Here is a 14,790-nt window from a genome sequence, read left to right as displayed (position 1 = left end):
GGGGTATTTCTTATCCTGCTAATGAAAAATCATGTTTTTATTATTTTTAATTCATACTAAAATCCGACCTTATTGGGTGGATTGACATGATTTCAGTAAAAATCATGCTCGTGGCAGGGAGGGAGCTGTAATTCCGTGGCTGAATTTGTTATTTTTCCCTTCTAAATAAGATGTCTCTCGGTCTGAGACGAGTGCGCTTTAGCGTTTACCTGCATGATACCTAATTAATTCAGTGAGTTATCTATATTAATCGGAATTTTTACATTTAGGAACCATCTGTGAACCAGAATGAAATCTCGCTCTCGCCAGAAATCACGTTTATTCAAGAACGTTCATGCCTCTCATCACCGGGGCAGGAGGATATTCACTTAACTCCCAATGAACGTCGTTTGCTTGAACTGATTATCAGCGGTAAAGGGAAGAAGGAAACCATCATTGATGAAATATGGCACAGCCGGGGAACGATAGTCGGTGAATCCAGCTATCACCAACTGATAAAAATGCTGCGCCGTAAGTTGCAGATTGCTGGTCTTCCTTATTCCGTCATTAAGACCATCCCTCGACATGGTATTACCCTTAACCTGGTAAAATGCCCTGAGCCTGAGGCGAACGTACAAGAAACGGCAAACATTGACGCTATAGCAACCGATACGGAGATTATTTCCGATGTAATTGAACCTGTCGCATTACCGGTGTTAGCGCCGCCTGTTGTTACCCCGAAAAAGCTGAATTCAGGCCGATTTCTCCCTGAAAAAAAACTAGTATTATTCGGATTGGTAATTTTCGCATTACCAGCACTGCTAACATGTATGTATAAGTTATCTCATCAACACCAGCAGGCCTTTCCGTATGAAACGCATGTTGGAGATGTGGCGTTTCACTTGAGTTCAATGCGTGGCATCAGCCGTGAAGTGTTGGAAGAGCGAAAGGCGAAATTACCAAAAACAGTGACCAATGTTTACATTGCCTCCAACGGCCCTAAATTTTGGGTTGCGGAGTGTGAAGGCGAATTATCTAAGGAGAATAAATGTCGATACGAACTCTATTCCTCGTATTGATGGGTGCGGTTTGCGTATTGGGCGGAGCTTTGTTGTCGTGGACGATTTGGCACCATTTTGAAAATGCACAACGTCCCGAGCAACCCTGTTCCAGTATTATTCAGGGAGCCAATTTAATTGATCAATATCAAAGTCCTTATCAGTTTAATGGCGTAATAACCTGGTGGCCTCAGGCTAACAAGCTCACATTATTTGGCGTGAAAAGTGATAAAGACAATGCAGGCATTGTGTTTGACCGGGCATTGCAGTTACAAACCCTGACGGCAAAAAAAGGAGTTATTCAGGCAAAGATCAGTGATTTAAAGATCTTTAATGATGACAAGCTGCCGCCAAATTATGTCATTTTGGGTGAGAAGGGCAAAGATCTGACGTTGCTATTTAAACCCATCGATCGCAACAGCTGGTTAATGTTGATAAATGACAACTGGATTATGATGTGCGAAAACAAGTGATTGAGGTTGTTATGCAATCTCTTTAGCTGACAATTTACGACGGTAATTTTAATAGATTGCGGCTGTTTCCTTTTTCTTTTTTTTGATCATTGTTCGTTATTTTTTCTCCGGGTTGTCACAGCTCAAAGTGGGAGATTTTTTTATGATGAATGATTTCTATGATAAAGGCATAGAGATTCCGTATTGCAATGGCGATGAAGTGATTTCATGGCAAGCCATCAAAGCGGCAGGTATTACTCATGCCTTTTTTAAGATCAGTGAAGGAGTTCAGTGCTACGACACCCTATTTATGCGGCACTGGTCGGATGCCAGAAATGCAGGTTTTGAACTGGGCGCATGGCATGACTTCACCTATGCGGCGGGCGATATTCGCACACAGTTAAAAAATATCGTGTCGGCGTTAAAGGCCATAAAGTTCAATCCCAGTCTGGATAAGCTGGCACTGAAATTTAATCTCACAGGAGCAAGAGGTTACCCAGCAACGGCTGTACTGGAAGCTTTTCATACCTTACTTGAATGGGTATGTCTGAATGGCCTGCATGGCAAAAAACCCTATATTTACTGTTCGCCAGATGTTTGGGAAGGGCTATATGGTTGGCAACAGTTTGATTTCCACGATTTTCCACTTTGGCTGGTAAACCAGGGGGACACCCGTTTTACGCTGCCGCTTCCCTGGCAGCTTAATAATAAGATGTGGACTATCCGGCAATATCGGCAAACCTGTAGAATTGACGGGATCAGCGCCCCTGTTGCCTTGAATTACGTCTATCGCGACCGTCCTTCCTGGTGATAAAGCTTCCTCGAATTGATCTGCGATGTTAATGGGGGCGCACCCGGAAGTGCCGGACCATCAAACTCCGGCATGCCCTATAGGTTGTGAAGTTGACATGGCAAAATTGATGTCTGTTGCGTTAATCTTACCAGCCTGCAAGATCAGTGATTTTAATTGTTCACTCGCCATATCTGCATCATCCCTGTCTCCCTTTTTTAACTCAAGATATTGGTAAGCTTTTGCCTGAAGTTGATCCAGCACACCGGCAGAGAAATCTGCATTATGTGCGATCAAATATTCAACGAGCGCATTGTTTTTAAATACCTCCGTCACTAATTTAATCAGTGCCTTACGCTTATCATCTGCGGCAGCACTATAGCTGTCATTATATAACCATGCATTAATGCCCAAAAAATTATTAGTGAATTGGACCATATTTTGCTTGAGGGGTGAATTGGGTGTGAATACACTAACCTGTCGGCAAAAATTTCGCAGAAACTCATGGTTGTGCATAAGATAATTAACCAGTTGATATCGGTTTGATAGCAGGTCCTGGCTGAAGTGCGCGATGCCGGACAGGCTGAATTTGACCACGGGATTATCTGTTTCTGCATAGAATTCGGCAGGTGTAAATATCACGTTATCTTTATTCGCAAGATGCCGGCCTTCATGCGAGATAACAATCTTGTTAGATCCAGAATGAGTGACACTTTGCAGATAGATAAGTTTATTAAGAACAAAACCGTCCGTGCCGGCACCATACAACAATCGCTCAACTTCCGTATTTAAACAGCCGTTTGCGATCCTGCCATCGCCGGTATATCGCTCTTCAAAAATTCTGATGCGGTCGGGAGTTATAGATTTAAGTTCATACATATAATTTTTATAGTCAGCTACGATCGATCTTACCTGCTTGTCAGTAAATGAATTGCCAGTGAATGACTCGTAGACCTCTTTAACTGCGGTAGTTGCATGGTTGCTGTTGAGTAATTTCTCGACAGTATCGGCAATGTCATGAACTTCACCGAGTGTGCGGGTAATTTCAGTATAATAATCAGGGTATTTCGTCTTTAGCTCGATAGTGTTATTGGTTTTTAATATGAACTGATGGGCATCTGTGATACCTGGATTCTTCAACTTGTCCTTTGTTTTATTGAGGCGACTATTAATTATTAGGTTTTTCTCAATGTGTTTCTTAAAGTAATCATCCGCCATTTTACCAAATTTTTTATTGGCATCACGAACTGATTTGTTTTTCGCAACCAACTCTTCGAAACTTCTAATGATTGTTGTAGCTGCTGTGTAGAAAACAGAGTCCTGGTGATGCTCTCGTTTAAACTGTTCGACCGCATCAACAAATTGATTAAAACCGTCATTAATTCTGACCGGAACTTCCCAGCGGGCAAACTTTTCGACAAAATTAGCGGCTACAGGAAATCTCTCTTTGATAAAACTAAATGGCGTAAGTTTTATTAACTCCCCGACATTTTTTCGGCAACGGCTTTCCGCCCGATGATTGAGGTTGGGGATTTGGTTAGCCTGATCGATGAGTGCCATCATATCAGCTGCACGCTGTGCGTCGTTGTATTGGTTTATTTCCTGGTAGTTATAAAGCAGAGGGGTGAACATATTGATATAGTCAGGTGCGGGGGTGGTGGCACCCCGCGCGACCCTTTTGTTCCTGATGGGATCACCAAACCAGTCGATCAGAGTATTATCACGTTGTGATAACTGTTTATAATGTATTTTATCTTTAGCATCCTTAAAACCAATAACAACAAAGTCGACGACGTCTTTTTTAACCCAGAGTCCGATTGGTTGCCACGGGGAATAGATATTCAAATTACTAAAAAAGGTTTCTCGGACATCATCACGGCTGAAATCAATCTCATTGATATCATTTTTGAACAGCATATCCCCATAGCGACTGCTCTCCCGCATGTCCTGCTCCATGCGCTCGGTTTTTAAGTTGTCGAGCGTTCCACTCTCGACATGAGAAGCGAATGCGTCGGCATCCACCACTAATTCCTGACTGTGCGTAATACCATCGGTGAATTGATGGTGAGTAGGAAGCAATAAAGCATTTTGTTCATCAACCCGATAGTTCTTCACACCATAGGGGGTGCTGGCTTTGCAATAAATCTGGTCGGTAATGATATTCCAGCGCACCTCGAGTATTTTCACCTGTGCGGGAAGTGGCTTCAGTTTCAGGGTTTTGTCGCGCAGCATCCAGCGCAGATAATCGTGAAATTGCGGCGAGCGGGCCAGTTGTCCCGTCACCTGGCTATCCTCGAGGAATAGCTGTTGTTGAATACGTGAGGCATTCAGTGGGTCTGGCGTGGCATGCCGGGTCCGTTGGGACTTCTCGCGAAACAGTCCGATGATTTTTTCTGCAACGGAACCAAGGGCATAGCCGACTTCATTCGTCAGGCTGGTGGCTTCCTCTTCTGGTGTCAGGTTATACACGCAAAGGGCGACATATTCGGCGGTTATCAACGCGGCTTCGACCGTATCGGGCCTGCTGCGCACCGCCTCGAAAGCCTCTCGGCAGGTTTTTATCGGGATAAAATTCGCCAGCAAATTCCCGGCAATCTCGGTTACTTCCCCAATAATGCCGGGGATGGGCGTAGTGGCGGCACTCGCTGCCGGAAAACGCTGATCAATGATCGCCGTACTCAATTTTTGTATATACGACGCCCAGCTTTCCTCACTGCTCGCTGCGGGCGCGACAGTTTTATCGCCAACGACAAAGGTCACGTCTGATAACGAAGCATTTTGTTGTTCCCCCAACCGGCCCAGCACCGTGTCCTTACCCTGATGAGTAATCCACTGAAGATAATCATGGGGTTGCTGGCAGTGTGCAGAATCGTCAAAAACCACATCCGCAACAATGTCGTTGATCATTGGGATCACGGAAAGCATATTACAGCGAACATTATCTTTATCATTAACGGTCAGGGTAAAACCAACGAAATGGCGTTGTTGAAGAGGTTTTTCAGCGTTAATGAACCGGATTTCAAGCCCCTGCGGTTGTCGCGCGGCATGCAGGAAAATAGCCTGATCTGCGGTGGTTATCTGCCCGAGTATCAAGGTGCAGAGTTGTTTCTCCACCGCGGCCAACGCTTGATAATCGCTTCTTAGCTGTCGGTTTTGCTTTTCGCCCTGTAACAACTGATGAGCGATCCGCAGATTGAGATACAACGCATTCACCAGCAGCTCACCTTCCTCTTCGAAATGTTGCAGATAATCGCTCAAGTCGAGGCCACTTTTTGCCAGCAGGCGGTCGAAATGGGCAAACCTGCTCAGCACAAAATCATCGGAAAGACGCGACATCGCCTGCTTGCCAAACCGTTCTAACTTTTTGGCGGGGATGTAATGTAACTTCTCGTCATCAGCAATCATGCCTGCCGCAATGGTCAAAAGTACGCCCTGGGGAGAAAGGACGATGCTGTTATCGACATCCGCTTTGTTGCAAACACGGAAGCAGGGGAATTGTTTTTTTATCCATTCCAGATGCAAAAACTGCAATTTCCCGGTGATAGCATGATGTTGAATAAAATCAGGCTGTGCGCCGCGCGCGTAGTAAACAGACGCAACCAAATTGCTTTTGAATTGGTTTTGTAGCTCGACCTTGAGGGTGGGCAACGTGGCAAATCGGGTGTTATTGGACGGTATCCTCTGCTCCAGTGTTTTCACGGTACCCGCCAGTAAGATGCCGGGATCGGGAATGGCACGGTCAATCGCGTGCAGCACGATGTCAGCCAGCCAGGCCTTACCGGTCGGTGATCGCAACCAGGCCGTCAGCAGCTCCGGGTTTTCCGCATAGCTTGATCCTGCAAAAAATAATCCAGCAAAATCCCGCGCTGCAAACTCATCATAGGCATAGTGAGAATCAATACCGGTCACTAGCTTGCGTGCGACAGTGACGATCTCTTCCAGCGGGGTGATTGCCTGGGCTGCTATGCCATCCAGCGTCAGAAAATAACGATGAATTTTGTCATCAATCAGAGCGGGAGGGATGTCCTTCAGCCACTGATCAGCACGCTCCACCATGACATCAAGATCACGGGCAAGCAGGGCTGGTGGGATTGTTCGACAGGTTCCCACCGGTTTAGTGGTTTCAGACGAACCGAACAAGCGGGTAAGCGGGTCCGGCGTGCCGACCACTGGTGCCTGAGTGCTTTGCGCGCTGGTTGGAGTAATACGCCGCATAAACGGGTGCCTCTCGAGAGGAATAATCCGTTTGGCACGATCGTAATTAACGATATTGACCTCATAGTTAATCAGTTCTGCCTGTTCTATGGGGGAAGATCGTGTTGTGGTGATTGCCTCATTACGCTCTGTCCAGAACCTTAATTCTTCTGGGTTGCTTACCCCAACCCCATCCCTCTGTGGGGAGTGGGAGGATTCCGGCAGAGCATGCATTTCAAAGGGATGGCGGAAAGGGACATCATTCTTAACCTCGGCGAAAGGCGCCGTTTCGCCAAAGTGGCGAAAGTTATCTTCGTCAATGTACGGCTCGCTGGAAACGGGATGATGGGGTATCTCTTTCGCGAAGACATTCGGTAACCCCCATCCACTGCCCGGATTGCGCAGCCTGTTTGCTACATCAAAAGCAGGCGGGGTGACAATCGTCGCAAAGGGTGCCTCCTCTGGTGCAGGAGAGACCCCCTTACCGATATCATCGCTGGCGGAACCGGAGATCAGCAACGAATGACGGTAAGTCCGGGAGGGGAATGGCGTTCGAATGGTGGTTAATTCCCGGTTAATAAATAACTGACGTAGCGATCTATTATTGATGCAGAGCTGAAGCACCTCATTACCGGGTGATGCCAGACCCTCAATTTCATACCCGGCTGTCTGATTTGCCAGAGGGGTTGTGAGGTCGGTCGCACACAATGGTAACTCAGTGCAAAATTCCTGTCCGGGCGTCAATACCAATGGCGGCAGGGAACAGGTTCCAGGGACGAAAAGGATATCTTTGCCTTGTTCGAAAAATACGTTTTCGTCACCCATGTTCTCCGCGAGCAATGCCGGGCTGGCATACAGCGTTTGTCCTTGCTCATCTGGTGACGTTGTTTGTGAGCAGACGGGGATTGTTTCGCTGAGATAAACACCAAGATAAGGCGCAACCCAGTTGATCAATGGTCGCAACAGCGAGGGCTGTGGCTGCCAGAACCGGCGTTTTTCCAGGCACGTCGTCAATATCTGCTCAAATTTTTGCGCCTGTTGGCGCTCCTCACCGGACAGGCTGCTGCGCCATTTTCCACATTGGGCGATATAGCGATTGATCTGTTCCAAAGCCCCGTCAGACGGGATGGTCAGGGCGAGAGAATTTAGCCGGTAGAAATAAGCATTCAGCATGTGATTGTCAGAGGTAGCTCGCAAAAGCTGTAGCAGTTGACGGGTTGCCTGATGCCGCTGTTGCCAAAACATCCCCTCAACCAATATGTATGTCGCGGTCAGAAGCGGTGTTTCAATGCTTTTTGGATTGGCGGCAATGTAAACGTCGAGGAAATTTCTGAGATTGCTTGCGACTTGCCGACAGGCTTCCGGTCCACTGGCGGGGAAGCGATGATTACTGATCACCGTCCCGATACTATTGCAAATGAAGCGACACAGCCCACCGAAAGAGGGTTTCGGTGTGACTTTATCTTCGTCAGCACAGCTCGCTGTGCCCGGAGATACCCTTTCTGCTCCATGCATAAGAAACTCCATCCAATAACCTTGCTAACTGACAAGTAATAGGCGGATCGCCTGTTCTTTGACAAGGAAAAGACTGTGATGAAGGGGTGAGAAATTCCTCAACCGGCGAGAGAGATTACTGATTTCTACCTGAATGCTACCAAGGTATAGTTCTTTGGTCCTTTGGTGGTGGCGAAGTATAGCCATCAGGTTATCTTTATCAACAATGACAAGGTAAATAACAATGAGTTTCTTAAACGGTTATCCGATCAGTGAACTGGTGCTGGTCCTGTTTATTCTCCAGTCTGGCATTATGGCAAACCTGTTGAATTCGCCGGAGTCATTTTCGCTGCGTAAACTCAGTGGCAATATGATCCACGGCGTTATTGTCGCCATGATGATCGTCGCGTGGGATTTGCTCCAGCACGCGTCGATTCATCACACCGTTACCCATGCTGCGTTAATCGCTATCGCCTGGCCGCATGCAATTAAGGCGTTAATGCAGCTCGACAACGGCCACAAATAACGGCTAACTTGCCCTGGCTGTTGCAGCACTACTGACAAGGAAAGCATGAGTGCCTTTTAACGCCAGCAGGCTCAAATCGTCCTCAATACCTGAATCCTTACGCGGGTCTTTGGTTATTGGCACCTGCCCTTTGGCAATATCAATTAACCGATTCTGGATACCCACAAGCCAGTCAGCATTATGACCGATAAATTTATCCAGTAACTTCGGCTGGTTATACATAATATGAACGATCAGACCCAAATCGTTGCGTTTGACTTTTGCATGGTCAGAATGAAGGTCATCATAAAGCAGAGAATTCTTGCCGAGAAAATTCTGCTCAAATTTCTGGATTTTGTCCCGATAAGCCTTACTCTGGGAGAATTCCCGCATTTGGTGACAGTAACGATCAAGGAAGTTGACGTCGCGCATCAGATATTCTACAAAAAAAGATCTGTCAGAGAGAATCGCCTGGCTATACATCTGCAACCCCGTAATGCTGAAATGCTTAGTCGGGTGATAGGTCAGAGGGTAGATTTCACCTGCATCGGCAGAAGGGAAAATACTTTGTTTGCTGTGCCCGGCTTCATGATAAACCGTTTGTTTAAGTTTGTTTTTATTCTTAATGTCTTTAATATAAATTTTTTTCTGCGGATCACCTTCAATGGTAAAACCTTCATTTCCCGGTGAAAATAATGCCTCTTCATTACTGTCTTTATAACAATTATTAGCAATATGATCCTCATCGGTATAGCGTTCGTCAAAAATGTTGAATCTCTCCAGGTTCAGCGATAAAAGCTCATCCTGGTAACGAAGTAGATTGTCCAGTGTCGATTTTACAGCATCATCAGGAAAGCGCACTTTGGTCCATTCCAGTAACGTGTTAAACACCACATTATAACCCTCGCTACTGGTGAGCAGGTCTTTGACCTTAGCGGCATTGCTATGAACTTTAGCCAGTACATTTGACAGTAGCGTCGTCGTTTCCGGGTATTTGGTTGCCAGTTCCTCCGGGGTACTGGCACGCAAGATATATTGGGACGCACCGGGTACTGCGGGGTTATTAATCATATCCTGCAATTCATTGTGCTTTGTATGCAGCAAAACTTCAGGCACAATATGTTTTTGGTAAAAATTGTCCTTTTCATCCTGTAAAACGCGGAAATAATCGTAATATGTCTTTCCCGTTGCAGATAATTTCGTCATCTTTGTAATAAAATCCCGCGCTGCGGGAAGAAAACCGGTATCACCAGGCACAAGTTTTGCGAACCTATCGACCAGGCCGGCGAAATGGTGAAAACCTGTGCCTAACTCAGTATTCGTCGCCCATTGAGCAAACTCGCTAACATATTTTCTCGCTTCCGGGAATTTATCGTTGAAGAAACTCTCCGGGATGCTGGTAACCAGATCCTGCATCAGCGTACGACAAATAATTTCGTCACTGAGTGGTGGCTCGGGGCCCTGAAGGGCTCTTTCGAACAATGCCCTGGCTTCAGTGGTACGTTGATAATCGGCATCAGAGGCTTGTAATTGATAACCAAAATTTAACGGGGTTAACCCGAGGGTGTAATAAGACTTTTGCGGTTTGGCCGTGGTGCCACCTTTCTTTTCACGCGGAGCAATAAACTCTGGATTCGTGGGCTCACCACACCAGTCGTAAAAATCACCATTCCATTTTGAGTGTTGTTGGAAACGCGTTTGTCCCTTTTCATTCTTAAGTTCAACAATCCACGCTCCCCCATCATGGGCTTTTGTCCATATATGTAACAACTTCCAGCCCGGTGGAATCGACAGGTTTTTAAAAATCGTGTCAACAATATGTCCTTTTTTAAAATCCAACCCCTCAAGTTCTCTTTTAAAATTAATTTCCCCCTTATGTTTCGCTGTGCGCATGAATTGTTCCATGCGGTCGGATTTTAATATCTTAAGCATGTGATGGTCTTTATGTGACATAAAATCCTGCACTGAAAGGGGTAATTCCTGTGTATTGCTGTGAAAATCAGTAAACTGATGATGGGTCGGAATTAAGAGGGCGTTTCTGGCATCCAGCCGATAATTTTTCATCCCCTGACTGGTACTGATTTTGCAATAGATTTGGTCCGTGATGTAATTCCAGCGTACGTCGGTGAGGGTGACCTCGGGAGGGAGCTTATGCAGGTTAAGAGAGTGCTGATAGAGCTTCCAGCCGAGATCGTTATGAAACAGCGCCGATTGTATCAGGGCGCGTCGCACTTCTGCGTCCGAGTCAAAAAGTTGTTCCTGTAGCTGGTGGACATCGAAGGGCAGCGGGGAGGTGGTATTTTTTTCTCTGAGTCGCGTGAGTTTTTTCCACCACCAGGAATGGATAATGGTATCCAGTATTTTTTCGACTTTACTTTCTTTATTGGCAGGCAAGAAATCCGCAGCGCAGGTTAAACCATCGGCTGCCGCCATTCCCCACTCTCGCAGGGAGCCAGGCCAGTGAATAATATCCGACAGTGCTTTTTTACAATCGTCTACCGGGATGACCATATTGATTAAGGCATCGCCGATATCGACGAAGGTCCCCAGCACATCATCGGCAGGGGATGATGAGGGCGGTATTTTCGCCGGTGGGAAACGCTTCCCGGTGATGAACTGACTTAACGAATCAAGATATTGTAACCAGGTTTGCCCGGTGTTGGCGGCCGGGGCCAGAATTTTCTCGCTGGAAGAAAAAGTCATCTTCGCTGACTGCTGTTTAAATTCCGCAGAGATGCGACGCGTAAACGTATCTTTGCCGGCGTTATTCAACCAGTTAATGTAATCCGCCGGTTGACGACAATGTTCGGTATCGTCGTAGAGGATATCCGCGGCGAAATCATCGAGCCTGGGGAGGGTAGTAACGGTAATGCAGCGACGATCAGAACCGAGTCCCGCCGATAAGGTAAAACCGAGGTAATGGCGTTGTATGCCTTTTTCAGTCGCGATTGCCATGCTGATATAGCGAACTTCAAGACCCAGTGTGGTTTTTGAGGCTGCGAGGAAAAAATCTCCATCGCTGGCACTGATCTCCGACAGCGCCAGGTTACAGAGTTGCTGCTCCACCTCCGCTAATGCCTGGTAATCACGGATCAACATTTTTCCCTGGGCCACGCCCTGGCGTAACTCGTGCGAGATTTGATGGTTCAAAAACAGCTGTTTGGCCATCAGTCCACCCGTTGATTCGAGATCATTCAGAAAATCCATAAACCGCGACGGTCCCTGCGCCAGCAGGGTATCGAATGGAGCAAATTCTTCGTTCAGGAAATCTTCGGACAGGCGCATCATTGCCTGCATACCAAACCTTTTTAATGTGGTGTCAGAGATGCGCATCAACTTCTCTTCATCACCCAGCAGGCCCGCCGCCACCGTTAACAACACACCATCGGAAGAGCACACCCGCTTATCACTGACGGAAGGGTTATTGCTTAACAGGAAACTGGGGATTTGCGTTTTTATATTTTCCATGACCAGATACTGCAATTTCCCCAGCGTGTCCTCATTGCTGAAAAAATCAGGCAGCGGGGCTGCCGCTTGCTCCAGCCAGCTGCACAGGTTTTTTTTAAAGCCGTTTTCCAGGTCAATCTGGAGATTGGTCAGTGCGGAAAAGGTGGTTTGCGGGGTTATCACCTTCTTCAGGGTTGAGAAACTCGCTGACATTAATTCTCCGGGATCGGGCATCAGACGATCTATGCTGCCGAGCAGCAGGGTGGTGAGCTGCTTCCTCCCTTCGGGCGAGGTTGTCCATGCATCCTCGAACTCACTGTTGTCGGCAAAACGAGAACCTTCGAACAACACCCGGGCAAACTTCGTTATCTGTCTGGCATTGAAGGCGTACTGACGATCGCTACCATTGATCAATGTTCCGGCAACGGCCACTGCCTCTTCCAGCGGTGTGCGTAGCGGCAAACTGCCTTCTACGGATTGGCGCAGGAAAGCGTGCAGTCTGTCATCAATGCGGTCACCTGACTGGTGCCGAATCCAAAGCTGCGCCCGGTGTAGCATCTCATGCAAATCGCGAGCGACCAGTTTTGCGGTTTTTGGCTGACAGGCGTCAGGGGGATTCCCGACACCTGTGCGACCAAATAGCTCCGTAATACTGTCCGGCGTGGTGGCGGGTGGGGGCGGTGCCGTGGTGGTTGAAGTGGTGGTGGGAGGAGTGGTTGAAGGGGTCGCAATCATCAACCATACGCTTCTTTCGGGTACCGGCAGTTGATGATTTTGCACGGCGGCGGGCACCGCGGTGGGTAACATATCGCTGGCTTCCAGTTCGTCGAGCTGTGGCAGCAGGATTTCGCTGCGTATCAGCGCAGGAAGCGCCGCCGGATTGTTGTCGTGATTGTAAGGCCCCGTTACCTGAAAATTGTTGAGATGCGGCCCTTCTGATGCATCCTCACGGTGAACGATGGTATGCATGGCCGCCGGGTTCAGGCCAGGGTTGTTTTGACCAGTAGCGGATTGCGCTTCAGGGATAGGGATGAATAGCGGCAGATCTTTAAATGCGCTTTCTGGATCATCTCCGTTGTCCCCAACAGAATTTCCCCAATGGGCACCGCCCCGCCAGCTATCCTGGGCATGCGTGACGGGTAGCAAGTGCCAGTCCGGCCAGGAGAAGGCGTCAACGTAAGCTGACAGAAATTCACGAAGAGAAGGGGCTGTAACGGGCACTTCAGGGAGGGCGTCATGCGCAGGACAGACCCCGGTGCCCGCGATGACATTATCGCCGTCGATCATCAAGGCATTGCGATTAATTTCACTGTAAAAAGGGGTTGGCGTGCCGCCCAGTGCGCGGTCGATCACCATAGGTTTGTGGCTGTAAAGAAAGACGTTGATGTGCAAATTATCGGGGGTGCCAAAACCGATAAGATGAAAGTCTGCGCTGGCATTGACAGTTTTGCGCTGCAAACCTGAAGGGCACTTAAGCAGGGTGGTGTGGAATTCCTGATTAGCACCCAGTCCCAGTGGCGGCAGGTCAATTTCACCCGGCAGGCAGACCACGGTTGATCCAGAAGGGGGAAGCGGTTTGTCCGGGGTAAAGAACGCTTCGGCATCCTCATCGACGGTGCTGCTCTCTGGCTGGCTGGCGTACAGTTGCTGGCCCGGAGCTGAGGGGGATTTGGCCGGTACAGGCAAATTATGTTGGAGATAAACACCGATATAAGGGGCAGCTATACGCGCCAGTGGCAGCCACAGCGTGTGTTTTGGCCGCCATAATGTGGCAATTTCCAGCCGGTTGAGAAGTTGCTGTTCAAATGCCTGGCACACCAGATGTTTCGTGGGCGGCAATGCACGACGCCATTTGGGTGGTGTGGCGGTTCTCATGCGTTCCAGTAACTTGCACGCCTTGTGAATGCTGCCCTTATCCTCACTGGTGGCGGTAAGCGCCTGTCGTTTTATCCATGCGAAGTAATTTTGCAGCTTCCCGTCTTGCAGATCGTCAGGCATTTCCAGCCGAAGTATTTTACTGTGCGCCCGCGCTAAGGCGTGCCTTTGCAGCATCAAGTAGGCCTGCATTGCCAACTGCTGCGTACCCACCAGCAAAGGGGTTTCGATGCCACCTGGGTTCATCTGAATGTGGGTACCCAGGTAGCTACAGAAGTTACTGATACTCTGGTTGACCATGTCAGGGAAGCGGAGGGTTAATCGATGCGAACTGGCTATTTGTTTCATGGTATTGGCGATGGTTCGAAGCATGTTTCCAAGGCAAAACGTCGGTATTTCCGACGTAAGAAAGGCCGCACTCTCCGTTGCGGTGGTGGGTATACTGATTCCCGGCATAACAATCTCCCTGTCCGCCATTTCTCACAAAGACGCTAAACCTGGCTAGGGCGCGACGTTTTGACAAGGAAACTGCCGTGATGAAGAGATGATATAAATCTGAAGCGAAGCCGTGCGAGCCGGGGATGATAGCTGGAAAATTGGTGAAATTGCCCCGAATCCTGACGTGCCTGACAGCGTTCGATACATCGCGTTCTATGGAAGGGCGTCATAACAAAACCTCGTTACTACACTCGCTAATAAGTTAAAGCACGCTTTCCCCTTTTTTCTGAATGCCTGAAAACACCCCGTTGACGCAATGAGAGGCGTGCAAAAAATAGCCATTACAATCATGGTGTTAACATAATTGATTGATTTTTTTGATATTGCTCAGGGAAAAGTGTTTGCGCACGGCAATGAACTATGTCATTTTAACTGTGCTTTGGTATAGTCGTGATGCTTAGGCATAGTGGGAGCATTTCCCTGGTGTTGGCCGATAAGGCACCCTCTCTATGTGGAAGTGGAGAGGGTTTTTTTTTGCCTGTCATCCTTCGCATTGTA

Annotated in this window: 6 protein-coding genes; 4 read left to right on the top strand and 2 right to left on the bottom strand. The window is 47.9% G+C overall.

Going from position 1 to position 14,790, the window contains the following annotated elements:
• Window positions 1–278 precede the first annotated feature (278 nt).
• The 3 genes from AC6I8T_RS24980 (at window position 279) to AC6I8T_RS24970 (ending at window position 2,300) form a co-directional block, all read left to right on the top strand.
• Window positions 279–1,058, top strand: a complete 780-nt coding sequence (locus AC6I8T_RS24980) for a winged helix-turn-helix domain-containing protein (protein WP_497834725.1) — start codon at window positions 279–281, stop codon at window positions 1,056–1,058.
• The gene (locus AC6I8T_RS24975; protein WP_497834724.1) at window positions 1,028–1,510 is read left to right on the top strand and encodes a hypothetical protein; all 483 of its coding nucleotides are present in this window, start codon (window positions 1,028–1,030) and stop codon (window positions 1,508–1,510) included. Before AC6I8T_RS24980 ends, AC6I8T_RS24975 begins: the two co-directional genes overlap by 31 nt.
• A gap of 142 nt (window positions 1,511–1,652) precedes the next feature.
• The gene (locus tag AC6I8T_RS24970) at window positions 1,653–2,300 is read left to right on the top strand and encodes a GH25 family lysozyme (RefSeq protein ID WP_497834723.1); all 648 of its coding nucleotides are present in this window, start codon (window positions 1,653–1,655) and stop codon (window positions 2,298–2,300) included.
• Window positions 2,301–2,360: 60 nt separating this feature from the next.
• Here the strand turns inward: AC6I8T_RS24970 and AC6I8T_RS24965 are convergent, their stop codons facing one another.
• A complete protein-coding gene (locus AC6I8T_RS24965) occupies window positions 2,361–7,988 on the bottom strand; it encodes a hypothetical protein (protein WP_497834722.1) in 5,628 nt (1,875 codons plus the stop codon).
• A gap of 223 nt (window positions 7,989–8,211) precedes the next feature.
• Between AC6I8T_RS24965 and AC6I8T_RS24960 the strand changes: the two genes are divergently transcribed.
• Window positions 8,212–8,493: a hypothetical protein gene (locus tag AC6I8T_RS24960; RefSeq protein ID WP_497834721.1), complete on the top strand. Its 282-nt coding sequence runs from the start codon at window positions 8,212–8,214 to the stop codon at window positions 8,491–8,493.
• A 3-nt stretch (window positions 8,494–8,496) separates the two neighbouring features.
• Here AC6I8T_RS24960 and AC6I8T_RS24955 read toward each other — a convergent pair whose 3' ends face one another.
• The gene (locus AC6I8T_RS24955; RefSeq protein ID WP_497834720.1) at window positions 8,497–14,250 is read right to left on the bottom strand and encodes a hypothetical protein; all 5,754 of its coding nucleotides are present in this window, start codon (window positions 14,248–14,250) and stop codon (window positions 8,497–8,499) included.
• Window positions 14,251–14,790 lie beyond the last annotated feature (540 nt).

Source organism: Pantoea sp. X-Soil-OKNW-556 (assembly GCF_059730695.1).
Note: the sequence above shows the minus strand (reverse complement) of the source record. Positions and strands in the feature narration are given on the sequence as shown.

Bases quoted from the DNA above. Each gene is read 5' to 3' on its own strand.
- AC6I8T_RS24955 (WP_497834720.1), bottom strand. From the start codon at position 14,250: ATGCCGGGAATCAGTATACCCACCACCGCAACGGAGAGTGCGGCCTTT.
- AC6I8T_RS24970 (WP_497834723.1), top strand. From the start codon at position 1,653: ATGATGAATGATTTCTATGATAAAGGCATAGAGATTCCGTATTGCAAT.
- AC6I8T_RS24975 (WP_497834724.1), top strand. From the start codon at position 1,028: ATGTCGATACGAACTCTATTCCTCGTATTGATGGGTGCGGTTTGCGTA.
- AC6I8T_RS24965 (WP_497834722.1), bottom strand. From the start codon at position 7,988: ATGCATGGAGCAGAAAGGGTATCTCCGGGCACAGCGAGCTGTGCTGAC.
- AC6I8T_RS24960 (WP_497834721.1), top strand. From the start codon at position 8,212: ATGAGTTTCTTAAACGGTTATCCGATCAGTGAACTGGTGCTGGTCCTG.